This is a genomic window from Brevundimonas sp. M20, from assembly GCF_006547065.1.
GTDB lineage: Bacteria > Pseudomonadota > Alphaproteobacteria > Caulobacterales > Caulobacteraceae > Brevundimonas.
The window spans coordinates 182148-199022 of sequence record NZ_CP041243.1; the positions used below are offsets into that span (position 1 = coordinate 182148).

At 66.6% G+C, this 16875-nt stretch carries 16 protein-coding genes; 9 read left to right on the top strand and 7 right to left on the bottom strand.

What is annotated here, in order from left to right; all coding sequences use genetic code 11:
* Nucleotides 1–3: 3 nt before the first annotated feature.
* Nucleotides 4–1050 carry an aspartate-semialdehyde dehydrogenase gene (locus tag FKQ52_RS00935; protein WP_141625438.1) on the bottom strand — a complete coding sequence of 349 codons (1047 nt, stop codon included), beginning with the start codon at nt 1048–1050 and terminating at the stop codon, nt 4–6.
* A 222-nt stretch (nt 1051–1272) separates the two neighbouring features.
* On the opposite strand from FKQ52_RS00935, the gene zapE reads away from it, so the two are divergent.
* Nucleotides 1273–2367, top strand: coding sequence for a cell division protein ZapE (gene zapE, locus FKQ52_RS00940; protein WP_141625439.1), 1095 nt, complete (start codon nt 1273–1275; stop codon nt 2365–2367).
* A gap of 57 nt (nt 2368–2424) precedes the next feature.
* On the top strand, nt 2425–2997 hold the full coding sequence (locus FKQ52_RS00945) for a YbjN domain-containing protein (protein WP_141625440.1): 573 nt from the start codon (nt 2425–2427) through the stop codon (nt 2995–2997).
* On the opposite strand, the gene FKQ52_RS16315 is transcribed toward FKQ52_RS00945, so the two are convergent.
* Nucleotides 2991–3161, bottom strand: a complete 171-nt coding sequence (locus FKQ52_RS16315) for a hypothetical protein (protein ID WP_168196753.1) — start codon at nt 3159–3161, stop codon at nt 2991–2993. The two genes, FKQ52_RS00945 and FKQ52_RS16315, sit on opposite strands and share 7 nt — an antisense overlap.
* A 337-nt stretch (nt 3162–3498) precedes the next feature.
* Here FKQ52_RS16315 and FKQ52_RS00950 point away from each other — a divergent pair, with 337 nt between their 5' ends.
* Nucleotides 3499–3765: a hypothetical protein gene (locus FKQ52_RS00950; protein WP_141625441.1), complete on the top strand. Its 267-nt coding sequence runs from the start codon at nt 3499–3501 to the stop codon at nt 3763–3765.
* Nucleotides 3766–3922: 157 nt separating this feature from the next.
* Here the strand turns inward: FKQ52_RS00950 and mdh are convergent, their stop codons facing one another.
* Nucleotides 3923–4885, bottom strand: a complete 963-nt coding sequence (gene mdh / locus FKQ52_RS00955) for a malate dehydrogenase (protein WP_141625442.1) — start codon at nt 4883–4885, stop codon at nt 3923–3925.
* Between the two features lie 120 nt (nt 4886–5005).
* Between mdh and FKQ52_RS00960 the strand changes: the two genes are divergently transcribed.
* From FKQ52_RS00960 to FKQ52_RS00980, 5 genes are all read left to right on the top strand, one after another.
* Nucleotides 5006–5818, top strand: coding sequence for an EcsC family protein (locus FKQ52_RS00960; protein ID WP_240811698.1), 813 nt, complete (start codon nt 5006–5008; stop codon nt 5816–5818).
* Nucleotides 5819–5909: 91 nt separating this feature from the next.
* Nucleotides 5910–8126 (top strand): catalase/peroxidase HPI, encoded by a 2217-nt coding sequence (gene katG / locus FKQ52_RS00965; protein ID WP_141625443.1) that lies wholly within the window; start codon nt 5910–5912, stop codon nt 8124–8126.
* 93 nt (nt 8127–8219) lie between these two features.
* The gene (locus tag FKQ52_RS00970; protein WP_141628175.1) at nt 8220–9107 is read left to right on the top strand and encodes a hydrogen peroxide-inducible genes activator; all 888 of its coding nucleotides are present in this window, start codon (nt 8220–8222) and stop codon (nt 9105–9107) included.
* A 93-nt stretch (nt 9108–9200) separates the two neighbouring features.
* The gene (locus FKQ52_RS00975; protein ID WP_141625444.1) at nt 9201–12044 is read left to right on the top strand and encodes a pitrilysin family protein; all 2844 of its coding nucleotides are present in this window, start codon (nt 9201–9203) and stop codon (nt 12042–12044) included.
* Between the two features lie 52 nt (nt 12045–12096).
* Nucleotides 12097–13137, top strand: coding sequence for a tetratricopeptide repeat protein (locus FKQ52_RS00980; protein ID WP_141625445.1), 1041 nt, complete (start codon nt 12097–12099; stop codon nt 13135–13137).
* Between the two features lie 7 nt (nt 13138–13144).
* Here FKQ52_RS00980 and FKQ52_RS00985 read toward each other — a convergent pair whose 3' ends face one another.
* The 3 genes from FKQ52_RS00985 to rlmN form a co-directional block, all read right to left on the bottom strand.
* Complete coding sequence (locus tag FKQ52_RS00985; protein ID WP_141625446.1) at nt 13145–13966, bottom strand: serine protease; 822 nt, start codon at nt 13964–13966, stop codon at nt 13145–13147.
* A gap of 4 nt (nt 13967–13970) precedes the next feature.
* Nucleotides 13971–14414: a DUF350 domain-containing protein gene (locus FKQ52_RS00990; protein ID WP_141625447.1), complete on the bottom strand. Its 444-nt coding sequence runs from the start codon at nt 14412–14414 to the stop codon at nt 13971–13973.
* A 118-nt stretch (nt 14415–14532) separates the two neighbouring features.
* Entirely contained in the window at nt 14533–15705 is a 1173-nt protein-coding gene (gene rlmN, locus FKQ52_RS00995; RefSeq protein ID WP_141625448.1) for a 23S rRNA (adenine(2503)-C(2))-methyltransferase RlmN, read from the bottom strand.
* Nucleotides 15706–15989: 284 nt separating this feature from the next.
* On the opposite strand from rlmN, the gene FKQ52_RS16845 reads away from it, so the two are divergent.
* Nucleotides 15990–16325, top strand: coding sequence for an excalibur calcium-binding domain-containing protein (locus FKQ52_RS16845; RefSeq protein WP_141628176.1), 336 nt, complete (start codon nt 15990–15992; stop codon nt 16323–16325).
* 4 nt (nt 16326–16329) lie between these two features.
* Here FKQ52_RS16845 and FKQ52_RS01005 read toward each other — a convergent pair whose 3' ends face one another.
* Complete coding sequence (locus FKQ52_RS01005; protein ID WP_141625449.1) at nt 16330–16734, bottom strand: metallopeptidase family protein; 405 nt, start codon at nt 16732–16734, stop codon at nt 16330–16332.
* Nucleotides 16735–16875: the final 141 nt, after the last annotated feature.

Below are 16875 nucleotides of genomic sequence, written 5' to 3' on the forward strand. Positions count from 1 at the left end.
GTGTCAGACGTTCAGGGTGCGGTAGCCGGACGACGATTTGATCGTCCCGGTCTCGTCCAGCAGTTGGGCGATCTGGACAGCGTTCAGGGCGGCGCCCTTGCGCAGGTTGTCCGAGACGACCCAGAACGACAGGCCGTTCTCGACCGTGTGGTCCTTGCGGATGCGGCTGACGTAGACGGCGAACTCGCCCGCGGCGTCGACAGGCGTGATGTAGCCGTCGGCCTCGTGCTTATCGACGACCTGGACGCCCGGCGCGTCCCGCAGGACGGCGCGGGCCTCGTCCGGGGTGATCGGGCGGTCGAACTCGACCGTTACGGCCTCGGAATGGCCGACGAAGACCGGAACGCGGACGCAGGTGACGGTCAGCTTGATGTTCGGATCGAGCATCTTCTGCGTCTCCAGCCACATCTTGGCTTCTTCATCGGTATAGCCGTCGTCGCGGAACGAGCCGATGAAGGGCAGGACGTTGAAGGCGATCTGCTTGGGGAATTTCTTCGGCGTGGCGTCGCCCAGACCGTAGATGGCCTTGGTCTGGTTCCACAGCTCGTCCATGCCTTCCTTTCCGGCGCCCGAGACGGACTGGTAGGTCGAGACGACGACGCGCTTGATCTTCGCCGCGTCGTGGAGCGGACGCAGGGCGGTGACCAGCTGGATGGTCGAGCAGTTCGGGTTCGCGATGATGTTCTTCTTCGTCGCCAGCTTGATGTCGTCCGGGTTCACTTCCGGCACGATCAGCGGAACGTCCGGGTCCATGCGCCAGGCGGAGGAGTTGTCGATCACGATCGGACCGGCCTTGCCGATCTTCTCGGACCATTCCTTCGACACGCCGCCTCCGGCTGACATCAGCACGATGTCGACCGTCGAGAAGTCGAACTGCTCAAGGTCCTGGCACTTCAGGGTGCGGTCGCCGAACGCGACCTCGACGCCCTTGGATTTTCGCGAGGCGACGGCGTGGATCTCGTCGACGGGGAAGTCGACCTCCTCGAGGATGTTCATCATCTCCCGACCGACATTGCCGGTGGCGCCCACGACGGCGACGCGATAGCCCATGGTGTTTTCCTTAGGACGCGCTGGCGGTCGCGATGCGGTCGCTCGCTGCCTGAGCGCGAAAAAGTTTAGTCAAGCGAGCCTGCATGTAGTCTTTCGCGGCCGCGAAGCAATCGGTTTTGCAACCGCGCGCGGATGGTTCAGCCTGAGAACGACGCCCTTTCCCATACATCGCCCTTATGGGCGTGCTTTCCTCCTCGCCCCGGCAAGGCTATGCCGGGCGGGATGACCTCCCGCATCCGCTCCGCCTACGACATCCGCATCGAGGAAGGCGTTCTGACGCCCGATCCGGCTCAGGAGCCGTTGATCAAGGCGCTGGAGCGGCTTGAGGCCGACCTGATGAAGAAGAGCCTTTTCGGAAAGCCGCCGGCGGTTCAGGGCATCTACATCTGGGGCCCGCCGGGACGGGGAAAGTCCATGCTGATGGACCTGTTCGTCTCCAGCTCGCCCGAGCCGCGCAAGATGCGCGCGCACTTCCATGCCTTCATGGCCCGCATTCACAAGCTGGTCGATCAGTGGCGAAAGGGAGACCGGAAGACCCGTCAGGCCATCTTCGGCATCCACAAGGGCGATGATCCCATCGAGCCGATCGCCGAGCTGATTGCGTCCGAGGCGCGGCTGCTGTGCTTTGACGAATTGCAGGTCACCGACATCGCCGACGCCATGATTCTGGGCCGTTTGTTCGAAGCCCTGTTCGAACGCCGGGTGGTGCTGGCGGTGACCTCGAACCGCGCGCCGACCGAGCTGTACAAGAACGGGCTGAATCGACAGCTCTTCCTGCCCTTCATCGCCGAGATCCAGAAGCGTTGCGCGGTGGTGGAGATCGATGGCGCGCGCGACTGGCGACTGGATCGGTTGATGGGCTCACCGGTCTGGTTCACTCCGGATCAACGCGACGCCTTCGAGACCCTGTGGTTTGAGCTGCGTGGTGGCGAGCCCGAAGAACCCGCCCATCTGACGGTTCTGGGGCGTGACGTGGTGGTCGAGCGCACGGCGGGCGGCATGGCGCGCGCGACTTTCGAGGATCTGTGCGCGCGTCCCCTCGGTCCGCAGGACTATCTGGCCATCGCCGCCCGCTTCCACACGATTTTCCTCGATAGGATTCCGGTTCTGGGCCCGGCGAACCATCACGAGGCCCGGCGGTTCGTGACCCTGATCGACGCGATGTACGAGGCGAAAACCCGTCTGATCGGGCTCGCGGTCGCACGGCCGGAAGCGTTGTACACCCAGGGCGTCGGGGCGTTCGAGTTCGAACGGACGGTGTCGCGCCTGAACGAGATGGCGTCAGCGGATTGGCTGGCCCATCAGCGCGAGATTTGACGCGGCCACAATTCCGCTCTGCCGATCCGGCTGGATCGCGAGCCTACGGAGATCGATATGCGCCGACTGACCGCCTTCGCCGCCCTTGCCGCCGCCACGGGTCTGGCCTCCGCCGCCCTGCCGGCCAACGCCGGAGATCGGGGCCAGGCGTCCGCGCCGTCCCCGGCCTCCCAGATCGCTGCTGTTGATCGAGGCGTGACCGCGCCGGAGGTGAAGGCGTGGCTGACGGCTCTGGGCGGCAATGTCGTGGATCCGGTCCCGGTCGAGGGCGGCTTTCTGGTTCGGGTGCAGGACAGCCCCCTGCCCTGGAGCCTGAGCCTGTTCGGCTGTCAGACGCGCTGTGACGACCTCCAGTACAATGCGGTGTTCACCGGTCCGGTCACCGAAGCCCAGGTTTCGGCCTGGAACCGGGAAAGCCGCTATCTGAAGGCGGTCTGGATCGGGCCGGCCCAGCCTGGCGGGGATGCGACCATTCTGGCCCAGTATGATCTGCTGCTACTGACCAACGGCTCAGACCAGCTGCAGGAGCCGACCTACATATGGCTTCAGCTTCTGACCCAGTTCGCGCGGTCGCTGTTCTCAAGCCTGCCCGCGGCCCAGCCGCCCGCCGCCCCGCCGTCGGGTCAGTAAGCCGGAGCGGAGTCTTGGCGCTGCACCGGCAGGGTGTTGATGGTGAAGGACAGCGGGGCAGAACAGCCGTTGATGCTTCGCTCGAGCAGAAGATCGACACGTACAGCATCACCCGAGCGGTGCATCAGGTCGTTCAGCGACGGACGCGGTGTTGTACCGGCCACGACCGGTCCCGCGCGCTGCAGTTGGGGATTCTCACACCCTGCCTGACTCAAGGGGGCGGTGCGCTGAAGCGCTCGGGCTTCCGCAGCGGCCAGAGGGTCTGTCGGCGGGGTAGACGTCGTTGCTGTGACGGCCGGGTCGGACATCAGCGCGCGAAGGAGGGGCAGCATCGGCGTCTCCCGTGGTTCGCCGAACAGCCTATGTGGCGCCCGAGGGTACGTCGAGCTGATAACTCAAAGATTGTTGTCTTGAAGATTCGGCAATCAGGGGTTGCCGGGGCGCAGCGGGCGGGCTTTGCTGCCGGTGGGCCCAATCCGGGCCGATCGGGAGGATAGACTGATGCTGATCCGCCTTGCCGCCGCCGCCGCTGCGGCCGCGTTCACCCTCGCCGCCACGCCGTTGGTCTCGACCGCCGGCGCGCAGGACTTCCCCGGGACGCCTTACGACGAATGCGCGTTCAACGCCTATTACGGCTGCTACCCTCGTGACGCCTTCGGCAATATCCGGCCGCCCAATCTGGGCGACATCGACGAGGCCGCTGCGTTTGAAGCCTGCTACGCCGCCGCGCATGCCGCCTGTAGCGGATTGCCGGGCGACCCGGGCTGAACCCCCAGGATCGTCATGAAGAAAGGGCCGTGGATCGCTCCACGGCCCTCATTCTTTATGGCCCTATCGCTCGGCTCGCGGAGCCTCGCTGCCTGAGGGCGAACGGGTTGCGCTCAAGTAGCGAGCGACCGCGTCGCGAGCGTTAGCGCCGCTGGCGTTAAGCCAGCGAGGGCTCGATGTCCTTACAGGCCTGGATAAGGCCCTGAACCGACTCCACCGACTTGGCGAACATCGCCTTCTCTTCGTCGTTGGTGGTGAACTCGACGATCTTCTCGACGCCGGCGGCGCCGATCAGGGCCGGAACACCGACGTACAGGTCCGACAGGCCGTATTCGCCCGACAGCCATACAGCGCAAGGCAGGACGCGCTTCTGGTCCAGCAGGTAGGACTTGGCCATGGCGATGGCCGATTCCGCCGGGGCGTAGAAGGCCGAGCCGGTCTTCAGCAGCGCGACGATCTCGCCACCGCCCTTGCGGGTGCGTTCGACGATAGCGTCCAGTTCGGCTTGCGACAGGAAGCCGGCGGCGACGGCATCCGGCAGCGGCAGGCCGCCGACGGTCGAGTGGCGGACCATCGGGACCATGTCGTCGCCGTGGCCGCCCAGTGTCCAGGCGTGGATGTCCTGCACCGACACTCCGGTCTTTTCAGCCAGGAAGTAGGCGAAGCGGGCCGAGTCCAGCACGCCGGCCATGCCGACGACCTTCTCCTTCGGCAGGCCCGAGAATTTCTGCAGGGCCCAGACCATCGCGTCGAGCGGGTTGGTGATGCAGATGACGAAGGCGTTCGGGGCGTGGGCCTTGATGCCCTCACCGACGGCCTTCATGACCTTCAGGTTGATGCCGATCAGGTCGTCGCGGCTCATGCCCGGCTTGCGCGGTACGCCGGCGGTGACGATGCAGATGTCGGCGCCGGCGATGTCGGCGTAGTCGTTGGCGCCCTTCAGGGCCACGTCCTGACCGAAGACGGCCGAGGCTTCCGCGATGTCCAGAGCCTTGCCTTGCGGGGTGCCCTCAGCGATGTCGAACAGGATCACGTCGCCCAGCGCTTCGCGCGCCGCAACGTGAGCCAGGGTGCCGCCGATCATACCGGCGCCGATGAGGGCGATCTTCGCGCGAGCCATACTGTCTGTCTCCGGGAGGAATGTGTGCGGTTGCGAACCGCGGTCGGCGGCGGTCTAGACCCGTGCGGCCCGGCCTGCAACCGTGACGCCGCGTGAGGACTGTCCTACCCTGTTCCGGACATGACCCGCACACCCGAAAGCCTGCCTGAAATCATTGATCCGGACGATGTGCCGACCGGTCTGGTCGCTGTCGCGGACGAGCGCGCCGTGAAGGCGCAGATGCTTCTATGGCGCGACAAGGTGCTGAAGCGCCCGGGCCTCTGGGACAAGGCGACGCGCGGGACACAGGACCGGATCAACCGGATCATCCCCGAGCGGGTGCATCAGATCGTCACCACGGGGGTGGAGGCGATGACGAAAGGTATTCTGTTCGGCTCTGATCTTCTGAAGGCCAAGCCCATGACGGCGGGCGGACTGGCCGTGAGGGAGGAGAAGGCCCGCGCGACGATCCGCGCCTATCGGAACACCGCCAGCATCGAAGGCGGAGTGGCGGGGGCCGGCGGCTTCGTGCTGGCCGCCGCCGACTTCCCGGCCCTGATGGCGATCAAGGTGCGCATGCTGGGCGAGATCGTCGCCGCCTACGGCTGGGGCGGCGGATCGGTGCGTGAGCGGCTATTCGTGCTGCACATCTTCCATCTGGCCTTCGCCAGCGCCCGAAGACGCCCCGAAGCGCTGGCCGATCTGGAGCGGTGGATCGCCGACATCGATCAGCCGCAGGTCCTGACCGACTATGACTGGCGTACCTTCCAGCTTGAGTACCGGGATCACATCGATCTGGCCAAGATGGCTCAGTTGCTCCCTCTGATCGGCGCGCCGGTCGGGGCCGTGGTCAACTGGCGGCTTGTCGAGCGGTTGGGCGAAACCGCGATCATGGCCTGCCGGATGCGGTGGTTCGCGGAGGCGGACTGCTTATCGAATCCGGAGGTTCCATAAGTTTTGTTGTTTCTGACGACAAGGTTTATCGATTTCCCCTTATGGTCGTCATGGTTTTAGGTGCTCCCACAGCATCAGGGAGACGACGACCATGGACGGACACGCCGGAGGCGCGACGCCCCTCAATGATCCGAAGAAGGAGCCGGCCGCGCTGCGCAGCCTTCTGGGTCGGACCAATCGTGACTGGTGGCCCAACCAGCTGACGATGGACATCCTGCACCAGCAAGGAAAGTCGGGCGACCCGATGGGCGACGACTTCAGCTACGCCGAGGCGTTCAAGACGCTGGATCTGGCGGCGGTGAAACGGGATCTGACCGCCCTGATGACGGACAGCCAGCCTTGGTGGCCGGCGGACTATGGCCATTACGGCCCCTTCTTCATCCGTATGGCGTGGCACTCGGCGGGCACCTATCGCACCGGCGACGGGCGTGGCGGCGCGGGCGCGGGGCAGCAGCGTTTCGCCCCGCTGAACAGCTGGCCGGACAACGGTAATCTGGACAAGGCGCGCCGCCTGCTGTGGCCGATCAAGCAGAAGTACGGCGCCAAGCTCAGCTGGGCGGACCTGATGATTCTCGCGGGCAATGTGGCCATCGAGAGCATGGGGGGGCCGGTGTTCGGTTTCGGCGGCGGTCGCGCCGATGTGTGGGAGCCCGAGAAGGACGTCTACTGGGGCACCGAGGAGAACTGGGTCGGGGATGAGGGCAACCAGACCCGCATCCGTCCGGATGACGGCGCGGCGCTTGAGGCCCCGCTGGCTGCCATCCAGATGGGCCTGATCTATGTGAATCCCGAGGGACCCGGCGGCGTGCCCGAAGCCCTGCAGTCGGCCCGAGACATTCGCGAAACCTTCGCCCGCATGGGTATGAACGATGAGGAGACGGCGGCGCTGACCGCGGGCGGCCACACCTTCGGCAAGGCCCACGGCGCCGGTGACGCCTCCAAGGTCGGCGCGGCTCCGGAAGGCGCGGACATCGCCCAGCAGGGGATGGGCTGGCAGTCGGGCCATGAAAGCGGCATCGGCGACCACACCATCACCTCGGGCATCGAGGGCGCATGGACCCCGACCCCGATCACCTGGGACATGACCTATTTCGACATGCTTCTGGACCACGACTACGAGCTGGTCCGCTCGCCCGCCGGGGCGAAGCAGTGGCAGCCGGTCGGAAATCCGCAGGAGACCCTCGCCCCGGCCGCGCATACGCCGGGCAAGAAGGTCCCGACGATGATGACCACGGCTGACATGGCGTTCAAGGTCGATCCTGAATACCGCAAGATCATGGAGAAGTTCCGGGCTGATCCAGCCTACTTCGCCGACGCCTTCGCCCGCGCCTGGTTCAAGCTGTGTCACCGCGATATGGGGCCGAAGGTTCGCTATCTCGGCCCGGACGTTCCGGCGGAGGATCTGATCTGGCAAGACCCGATCCCGGCGCATTCGGGCCCGCTTGTCGGAGATGCCGATGTCCGCGCCCTGAAGGAGAAGATCGCGGCGTCGGGCCTCTCCACGGCCGAGTTGGTCTCGACGGCCTGGGCGGCGGCGGCGACCTATCGTGGTTCGGACCATCGCGGCGGCGCCAACGGCGGCCGTCTGCGCCTCGCTCCGCAGAAAGACTGGGACGTGAATGAGCCGGCGAAGCTGGCGAAGGTCCTCAAGGTCTATGAAGACATCCAGGCGTCTTCGGGCCTGAACGTTTCCATCGCCGACCTGATCGTGCTGGGCGGTTCCGTCGGGATCGAGCAGGCGGCGAAGGCCGCGGGGGCTCCTGTCGAGGTTCCCTTCACGCCGGGCCGCACCGATGCCTCCGCGGAGCAGACCGATGTCGAGGGCTTCGCGGTGCTGGAGCCCCGCGCTGACGGCTTCCGCAACTATCTGCAGGTGCGCTTCAATGTTCCGACCGAGGAACTGCTGGTGGACCGGGCCCAGCTGCTGGGCCTGACCGCGCCTGAGATGACCGTTCTGGTCGGGGGTCTGCGGGTGCTGGGCGCCAATCACGGCGGCTCGACCCACGGCGTGCTCACGGATCGTCCGGGCCAACTGACCAACGACTTCTTCGTCAACCTGCTGGACATGAAGACCGGCTGGAAGAAGGTCGACGGTGAGGGTGACGAAACCTTCGTCGGCACCGACCGCGAGACCGGTGAGGAACTTTGGACCGCGACCCGTACCGATCTGGTGTTCGGCTCCAACTCGCAGCTGCGGGCCCTGTCTGAGGTCTATGCCTCGGCCGACGCCGGGCCGAAGTTCGTCAAGGACTTCGTCGCCGCCTGGGTGAAGGTCATGAACGCGGATCGATACGATCTGAAGGCCTGACGCTTCAAGGAACCGCCCGTTTCCGGCAGGTGGAAACGGGCGGCTTTTCTGATGCACTTTGCCATGTCGATAACGACGCCCTATGTGGCGCGGATGCTCCCCACGCTCCGCCAGCTTCAATATCTGCGTCTGCTCGCCGAGCACGCTTCGTTCAGCCGCGCCGCCGAGGCCGCCCATGTCAGTCAGCCCGCTCTGTCGGCGGGCGTGCAGGAGCTGGAGCGCATTCTCGGCGCGCCGGTGGTCGAACGGACGCGCGGCAATGTCCAGTTGACGGCTGTCGGCGCCGAGGCCGTGCGCCGGGCCGAGGACGTGCTGGCCCGCACGGAGGATCTGGTCGAAGCGGCGCGCAATGCGGGCAAGCCTCTGTCGGGTCGGTTTCGGCTGGGCGTCATACCGACGGTCGCGCCGTTCCTGCTTCCGGCGCGCCTGCCCGGCATCAAGACGGCCTATCCGAACCTGCGCCTGTTCATCCGGGAGGATCTGACGCCCCGGCTGGTCGCGGCGCTTAAGACCGGCCATCTCGACGCCGCCGTCATCGCCCTGCCGTACAGCGCGGCGGGTATCGAGCATGCGCGGATCGGCGATGATGAAATTCTGGCGGCCGCGCCGGTCGGTCACGCGCTGGCGGGCGAGGGGCCGATCCCGCCGGGTTCCTTGAAAGCCGAAGATCTGATCCTGCTGGAAGACGGGCATTGTCTGCGTGATCAGGCCTTGGCGGCCTTCGATATCGAGGCTCCCAAGGGCGATGACGTTTTCGCCGCCACCAGTCTGCATACGCTGGTGCAGATGGTGTCTTCCGGCCTGGGCGTCAGTTTCCTGCCGGAGATGGCCGTGCGCGCGGGATTGGCCGACATGCCCGGCGTGGTGGTTCGCCCCATCGCAGCCAAGGCTCCCCGACGCGAGATCGTGGTCGCCTGGCGCGCGGGCTCCAGTCGCGCGGCGGAGGCGAAGCTTCTGGCCGAAGCCCTGCGACTGGACTGAAGGCGCTTCATTACGAGTCTGTAAGGTGCGCCCCGGACCGGCCCTGATAGGGTCGCCCCCGCCCGTCGTCCGGGCGTCCGGAGTTGCCCCCCAATGAAGACCCGCCTGATCCTTACCGCCGCCGTTTCAGCCCTGCTGCTCGGCCTGCCCGCCGCCTCGCCCGCACTGGCGCAGACCGCCGCTTCCGCCGCCGGTCAGGTGGCCGTGCCGCCGCTGGGCTTCCAGGAGCGCACCCTGCCGAACGGGCTGAAGATCTATACGTCGCGGGACACCTCGACCTCGAACGTCACCGTGCAGGTCTGGTATCGCGTGGGCTCCAAGGACGACCCCCAGGACCGCTCCGGCTTCGCCCACCTGTTCGAACATCTGATGTTCAAGGCGACGCAGAACTTCCCGGACGAGACCTTCGATCGCCTGACCGAAGATGTGGGCGGCAACAACAACGCCTTCACCTCCGATGACGTCACCGCCTATCACGAGACGGTTCCGGCCAATCACCTAGAGCGCCTGATCTTCGCCGAGGCGGATCGTCTGGGCTCGCTGGTGGTCAATGAATCCGTGTTCGCCAGCGAACGCGACGTGGTGAAGGAGGAATACCGGCAAGGCGTTCTGGCCAGCCCCTATGGGCGCCTGTTCAGCCTGTTCGTTCCGGCGACCATCTATCAGGATCATCCCTATCGTCGCTCGACAATCGGTTCGATCGAGAACCTGGACGCCGCGACCATTGAGGACGTGCGCCGTTTCCACGCGACCTTCTATCGTCCGGACAACGCCTATCTGATCGTGGCGGGCAATTTCGATCAGGCGCAGCTGGACCGCTGGATCGACCAGTATTTCGGTCCGCTGACCAACCCGGACCGACCGTTGCCGGTCAACAATGTGCGCGAGCCCGAACCGACCGGCCCGCGTGAGGCGACCTTTTATGCCCCGAACGTCCCGCTGCCCGCCGTTGTGCTGGCCTGGCCGGGCGTGCGCTACGACGATCCGGACCGTGCCGCGCTGACGGTGCTGGACGGCATCCTGTCGACGGGTGAGAGCAGCCGCCTGTATCGCTCGCTGGTCTACGATCAGAAGATCGCCACGCAGGCGAGCTCCAACGTCGACGCCAGCCAGCAGGCCGGCGCGGTCATCACCTACGCCATCATGGCCGAGGACGAGACGCCGGAAGCCGGTCTGGCTTCCCTGCGTGCCGAGGCCGCCCGTCTGCGTGATGCGCCGGTCACCGCCGCCGAACTGGCCGAGGCCAAGAACGAGCTGGTCGCAGGCGCCCTGCGTGAGCGTGAGACGGTCGAGGACCGCGCGAATGTGCTGGGCTGGTCGTTGATCAACACGGGTTCCGCCGCCTCTGCAGATGCCGAGATCGCGGCCCTGCAAGCGGTGACAGCCGCCGACATCCAGCGGGTCGCCCGTCGCTACCTGACGGATAACCGCAGCATCGCCATCCGCTATCTGAACGCCGACGACCAGAACCCGGTCACGGCCCAGTCGGTGGACGTTGAAGCTCCAGTCAAGGTCGCGGATCTGGCCCCGGTCGGCCGTATCTTCGAACTGCTGCCCGAGGCGCAGCGTACTCCGATCCCGGCTGCCGGTCCGGCGGTCGAACTGGCCACCCCGGCAGTCGAGACCTTTACCCTGTCGAACGGGCTGGAGGTCTATGTCGCCCGCAAGCCGGGTCTGCCCCTGATCTCGGCCCGTCTGGGTCTTGCCGCGGGGTCGGCGGACGACGGCGCCAAGACCGGTCTGTCGGTGCTGACCGCCGGTCTGCTGACGCAGGGCTCCAGCGGGCGTTCCGCTCCCGAGATCGCGGCCCAGATCGAACAACTGGGCGCCCAGCTCGGCGCCTCGTCTGGTCCGGACTTCTCGAACGTGTCGGTCAACGCCCCGGCCAACGTCTTCCCGCAGGCCCTGTCGCTGATGGCCGACGTCGTTCGCCGTCCTGACTTCGCCGCCGAGGAGGTCGAGCGCCAGCGGGATCAGTCGCTGGACGGACTGCGCGTGTCGCTCAGCTCGCCCGGCCCGGTCGCCTCGATGGCCGCCGGTCGGGTGGTCTATGGCGACGCCGCCTATGGCGCGCCCGGCGGCGGTACGCCAAACTCCCTGCCGGGTCTGACCCGTGAGGATGTGACCGCCTTCCACGCCTCGCGCTATCGTCCCGAGACGGCGCGCCTGATCTTCTCGGGCGACATCACCGTGGCACAGGCTCGCGCTTTGGCGGAGCAGGCCTTCGGCGACTGGCGCGCCGCCGGGCCGGCGCCCGCGCCGCGCGCCAATCCGGCGGGTGTCGCCGTCGCTCCGCGCGTCGTGGTCATCGATCAGCCCGGCGCCGGTCAGGCGGCCGTCTATGTCGCCATGCGCAGCATTGACCGGACGGACGCGGACTTCTTCCCGCTGACCCTCGGCAACACCCTGCTGGGCGGCAGTTTCACCTCGCGCCTCAATCAGGAGATCCGGATCAAGCGGGGCCTCAGCTACGGCACGCGCTCGAATCTGGGTGTCCGTCAGGACGACGGCGCCTTCGTCGCCTATGCCCAGACCCGCAATGACGCCGCCGCCGAGGTGGCTGATCTGATCCTGGGCGAGGTGAACCGTCTGTCGACGACCCAGCCGACCCAGAGCGAGATGACCACGCGTCAGGCGATTCTGTCGGGGGCCTTCGGCAGCGCGCTGGAGACCGTCGACGGGCTCGGTGGCGTGGTCGCCAACCTGGCGCTCTACGACCTGCCGATGAGCGATCTGGCCGCCTATGTCGGTCGGGTGGAGGCCATCACGCCGGATCAGGTTCAGGCGGCCTTCGCCGAGCATCTGCCGGTCGCCAACGCCAGTCTGGTCATCGTCGGGGACGCGTCGCAGTTCATCGACGCCATCCGGGCCAAACACCCGAACGTCGAGGTTCTGCCGCTGACCGCGCTGAACCTGGATTCCGCCTCGCTGCGTTAAGGCGTTGATCTTCCCTCCGGCTCCGGCGAACGTCGGCGTCGGAGGGCTCATCATGAAACTGCACATCCTCGCGGCTGCCTTCGGCGCAGTCGCTCTGATGGTCGCCGGTCCGGTCCGGGCGCAGGAGGCGGATTCGCTCGAGAAGGCGATCACCCTTCTTCAGCAAGACCCGATTTCGGCTCTGGCGGAACTCGAACGCCTCTCCGCCGCCGGTGATGCCGAGGCGATGAACATGGTGGCGATTGTCGTCAGTGATCCGCCACCGGGGATTCCCGCCGATCCGGAACGCGCCATGCAGCTGTGGGAACAGGCGTTCGCCAATGGATCAAAGGGCGCGCGGCTGAATCTGGGTACGCGGTTGCTGCTCAATGACGATGCCGGGGATGACGCGCGCGCGGTGGAGATGCTGCGCGATGTCGAGCCCGACCTCATGGGCATCGCCGCCTATCCACTGGGGCGCGCTTATCTGTTCGGGAATGGGGTGGAGCAGGATCTGGAGCGCGGGTCCCGCCTGATGGAGACGGCGGTCCAACAGTCGCCCGGCAACATGGACGCCCAGTTCCTTCTGGGGCGGGCCTACCAGAACGGTTGGGGCATCCAGCCTGATCCGGAGGCAGGCTATCGCCATCTGAAGATCGCCGCCGACGCCGGGGATTATCGCGCCCAGTGGCAAGTGGGGATGATGCTTCTCGACGGCGTCGGGGTGGCCGCCAATCCGGCGCTGGCGCGGCAGTACGTTCAGCGCTCGGCCGATGCCGGTTACGAGCAAGGCATGATCTCGATGGGCGTCATGCTGGCTATCGGCCAGGGCGGCGCAGTCGATGCTCCCGCGGCCCGGAACTGGTATCTGCGAGCGGCGCGCGGAGGGTCGGGTCACGCCCTGCGGGGACTGGGCGCCATGATGGCGGTCGGCGAAGGCGGCCCTGTCGATCTGGCGACCGGCGCGGCCTATCTGCAACTGGCGGCCGAGAGTGGCGATCAGATCGCACGGACATTGTTGCGACAGTTGTCGACCCAGATCGCGACGGCTGATCCGGCCAAGGTCCGTCTGGCGCGCGAGCAGTGGGTCTCGGCCAACGGCGCCCCGCGCTGAGACGGGGTCAGGCTGACAGACAGACCACCCGCGCGACCCGCAGGTCCCGGCGAAGATCGTCGGCGACGAGACCATAATTGTCGACCGTGACAACCCGGCCCATCAGGGGCTCGTCGGCTTTCTGTATGCCGCGCACGGTCGGCTGGAAAGTTTCGGGCGCGGTGGTGTAGATGCGGCCGCGACGGGGGCTTTCGGCGATGGTCACGCCGACGACGCGCCCCTGACGGTCCATGACCGGCGCGCCGGACAGACCCGCCAGCGTGCCGCCGAGGCCATCGGTGCGCCCGACCTCCGCCCAGGCCAGAACCGGTTCATTCCGCTGGCCACGCCCGCGCACCTTCAGGGTTTCCCGGCCCAGCAGGCGTGAGGTCACCTCGCCCGCCCGCGCCTGCGGATAGCCGGGGTGGAAGCCGCGCTGGCCGCTGTGCATGCCTTCGACCGGCGCGATCGGCAGGGCGGAGGGGCCGCCCTCGGTTTGCAGGACGGCGATGTCCGCGCGGGGCGAAAGGCGCACGTCGGCAGCCACGGCTCGACCGCCTCCGACCAGGATCGCCGGCTGGCGACAGCCCTCGACGACATGGCGTGCGGTCACCCATCGTCCCGTTCGGGCGACAGAGAAGGCGGTGCCGGTGCTGGGCTGAAAAGGAATGTCGGGCGCGTTGACGGTGACGGCGGGGTCGAACGGGGTCACCGGGCCCAGCAGGGCGCCCTCGATTTCATCTGGTGGAGCCGGGGCGGGAGGGGCGTCGGCATTCTCCCGGTGGCTCAGCGAGGCGATCAGCAGGGCGCTCAACACCGAAGAATAGATCAGCCAGTCGGGCGGCCTCATCGCATCAGCCTGTCAAGGCCGCCGCGAGGATCAGGGCGGTCGCCAGCTTGGCGCCGACCAGCAGGACCGAAGCGGAAATCTCGCCGTCGCGGATGCGTTGCGGGAGGCCAGTCAGCAGCATGTCGATCAGACGGAAGGCCAGAAGCTGAAGCACAAGGGTCGCCACGCCCCAAAGGACGATGTCCTTCACCGAGGTTGAGACGCTGAGGCTGACGGCCAGAGGGATGGCCAGTCCGACCAGCACCCCGGCGAAGGCCACGGCGGCGGCGGCGTTTCCCTCGCGGATCAGGGTGATCTCCTTCCACGGGGTGAACAGGGCGTAGATCACGGCCCCCGCCAGCAGCAGGCCCAGCGTCACCGCCAGATGGGCAAGCGTCGTGGGAAAGCCGGTTGCGAAGGCCTGCACCTCGGCGCTGTCGAGCACGCGTGAAAGGGACGAACTGTCCATGAGGGTCCGTGGGTCAGGGGGTCAGCGAGGATTGCCCGCTTTTCGCCCCAATCCGCAAGCGCGCGAACGACACAGTCGGTCAAGATTGATGACAGCGTGTATCAGCGGCGGGACAAGGTCAGGCCGCTTCCGCTTCTCCACCCTCGACACCGGCCTTGCGCAGGGCGCTGGCCCGCACCTTCTCGCTCTCTGATTTCAGCTGACCGCAGGCGGCCAGGATGTCACGGCCGCGCGGTGTCCGGATCGGGCTGGCGTAACCGGCCTTGTTCAGGATGGCCGCGAAACGCTCGATCGTCTTCCAGTCCGAGCATTCATACTCGACGCCCGGCCAGGGGTTGAACGGGATCAGGTTGATCTTGGCCGGAATGCCCTCGATCAGCTTCATCAGGGCGCGGGCTTCCTCGGGGCTATCGTTGACGCCCTTCAGCATCACGTACTCGAAGGTCACGCGGCGGGCGTTCGACAGACCGGGGTAGGCCCGGATCGCCGCCATCAGCTGTTCCAGCGGGTATTTCTTGTTCAGCGGCACCAGCACGTCGCGCAGCGGGTCGTTGGTGGCGTGCAGGCTGATCGCCAGCATGGTCTGGGTGCGCTCGCCCAGCTCGGCGATCTTCGGCACCACGCCGGAGGTCGACACGGTGATCCGGCGACGCGAGATGGCGATGCCTTCGTTGTCCGAGATGATGTCGATGGCGTTGGAGACGTGGTCTAGATTGTAGAGCGGCTCGCCCATGCCCATGAACACGATGTTCGACAGGCAGCGGTCTTCCTTGGGCGACGGCCACTCGCCCAGATCGTCACGGGCGATCTGGACCTGGGCCACGATCTCGGCGGCGGTCAGGTTGCGGACCAGCTTCTGGGTGCCGGTGTGGCAGAAGGTGCAGTTCAGGGTGCAGCCGACCTGAGACGATACGCACAGGGCGCCGGCGCGGCCCACGTCGGGGATGTAGACCGTCTCGATCTCGATGCCCGGCGCGGTGCGGATCAGCCATTTGCGGGTGCCGTCCTTCGACACCTGACGCTCGACGATCTCGGGGCGGGCCAGGGTGAAGGCCTCGGCCAGTTTGGCCTGCATGTCCTTGGCGACATTGCTCATCGCCGCGAAGTCGGTGACGCCGTAGTGGTGGATCCAGCTCCACACCTGCGATGCCCGCATCTTGGCCTTCTCGGGCGGACAGACCCCGGCGTCGATCAGCGCCTGCCGCAGCTCCGCGCGCGTCAGACCGGACAGGTTGACCGGGGCTGCAGACGGGGTCGCGGTCGTGCGCGAAAGGTCGAGCGTCAGGCTCAAGACGACATCCTTCGAAATCGGGAGAACGGCCTTATACCACAGATCGCGCTGGATTTAAGGCGGGCCCATGCACGGAACGTCAACCGTCTCGTTCTATCTTTGCGTGCATGAGGCGTGAGGGACGTAAAGCCGAAGAGAAAATGGCGCGGGAGGCCGCGCGCCTCGCGCGCATCCGCCGCCGGTTCGGCAATGTACACGCGGCGCACAACCGACGGGTCGCCATAAGGCGTAGGGCGAGGCGGTTTCGGGGATCTGCGCCGCTGTTCCTGCTGGTCTTTGGGGGGATGTTTACGGCGCTGGTCCTGAGCCCCTTTACGCCCTTCGACAGCCTTCGGCATCTGGCTGCTTCAACCGGATGCGCCACAACGCGAGGGTTGGAGTTGGCGCCGGCGGTCAGGGGAAAGCCGGGTTACTGGGGATGGAATGATCAGGACGACGACGGCGTCGCCTGCGAGTCCCTGCCTTCAGCTCAGGCGGACTTTGGATTGGCGTTCAGCAGTTGCGCCGACGCGTATGGGGCAGATGCTGCCCCGGTTCGTCGCGGCCACCAGGGATACGGTCGTCATCTCGATGCTGACGGCGACGGTGTCGGATGCGAGTGGGCGAGGAATAGACAGTAGGCCCTCACTCCGCCCCATCCTCGATGTGGTGGATCTGGTCGTCATCCAGACCGAAGTGGTGGCCGATCTCGTGGATCAGGACGTGGGCGATGATCTCGCTGAGGCCGACGTCCCCACGCTCGGCCCATTCGTCGAGGATCGGGCGGCGATACAGGAATATCCGGGCGGGCTCCGCCGCCGGGCCCATGCTGTCGCGACGGCCGATGTCGACCCCATGATACAGGCCGGTCAGCTCAAACGGATCCTCCATGCCAAAGCCGGCCAAGACCTCGTCGTCCGCGAAGTCATCGACGCGGATGACGACATCGCCCGCCAGCCCTTTGAACGGCTGGGGCAGGTCGTCGAACGCGGCCTTCGCCAGCCGGGCGAAATCCTCGAGGGAGGGGGCGAGTTGATCGGACCATTGCATAGCGCGTAGGAGTTAGGGCGTAGGGCTCTGCTTGAGAAGGTCTGCACATGCGGCCGGTTCGCGCATCTCGAGACCGCGCCCCAAGCACCAAGCTCCAAGTCCTACGCCCTAGCTCCCCGCCGCCCATGCGTTATGGTTACC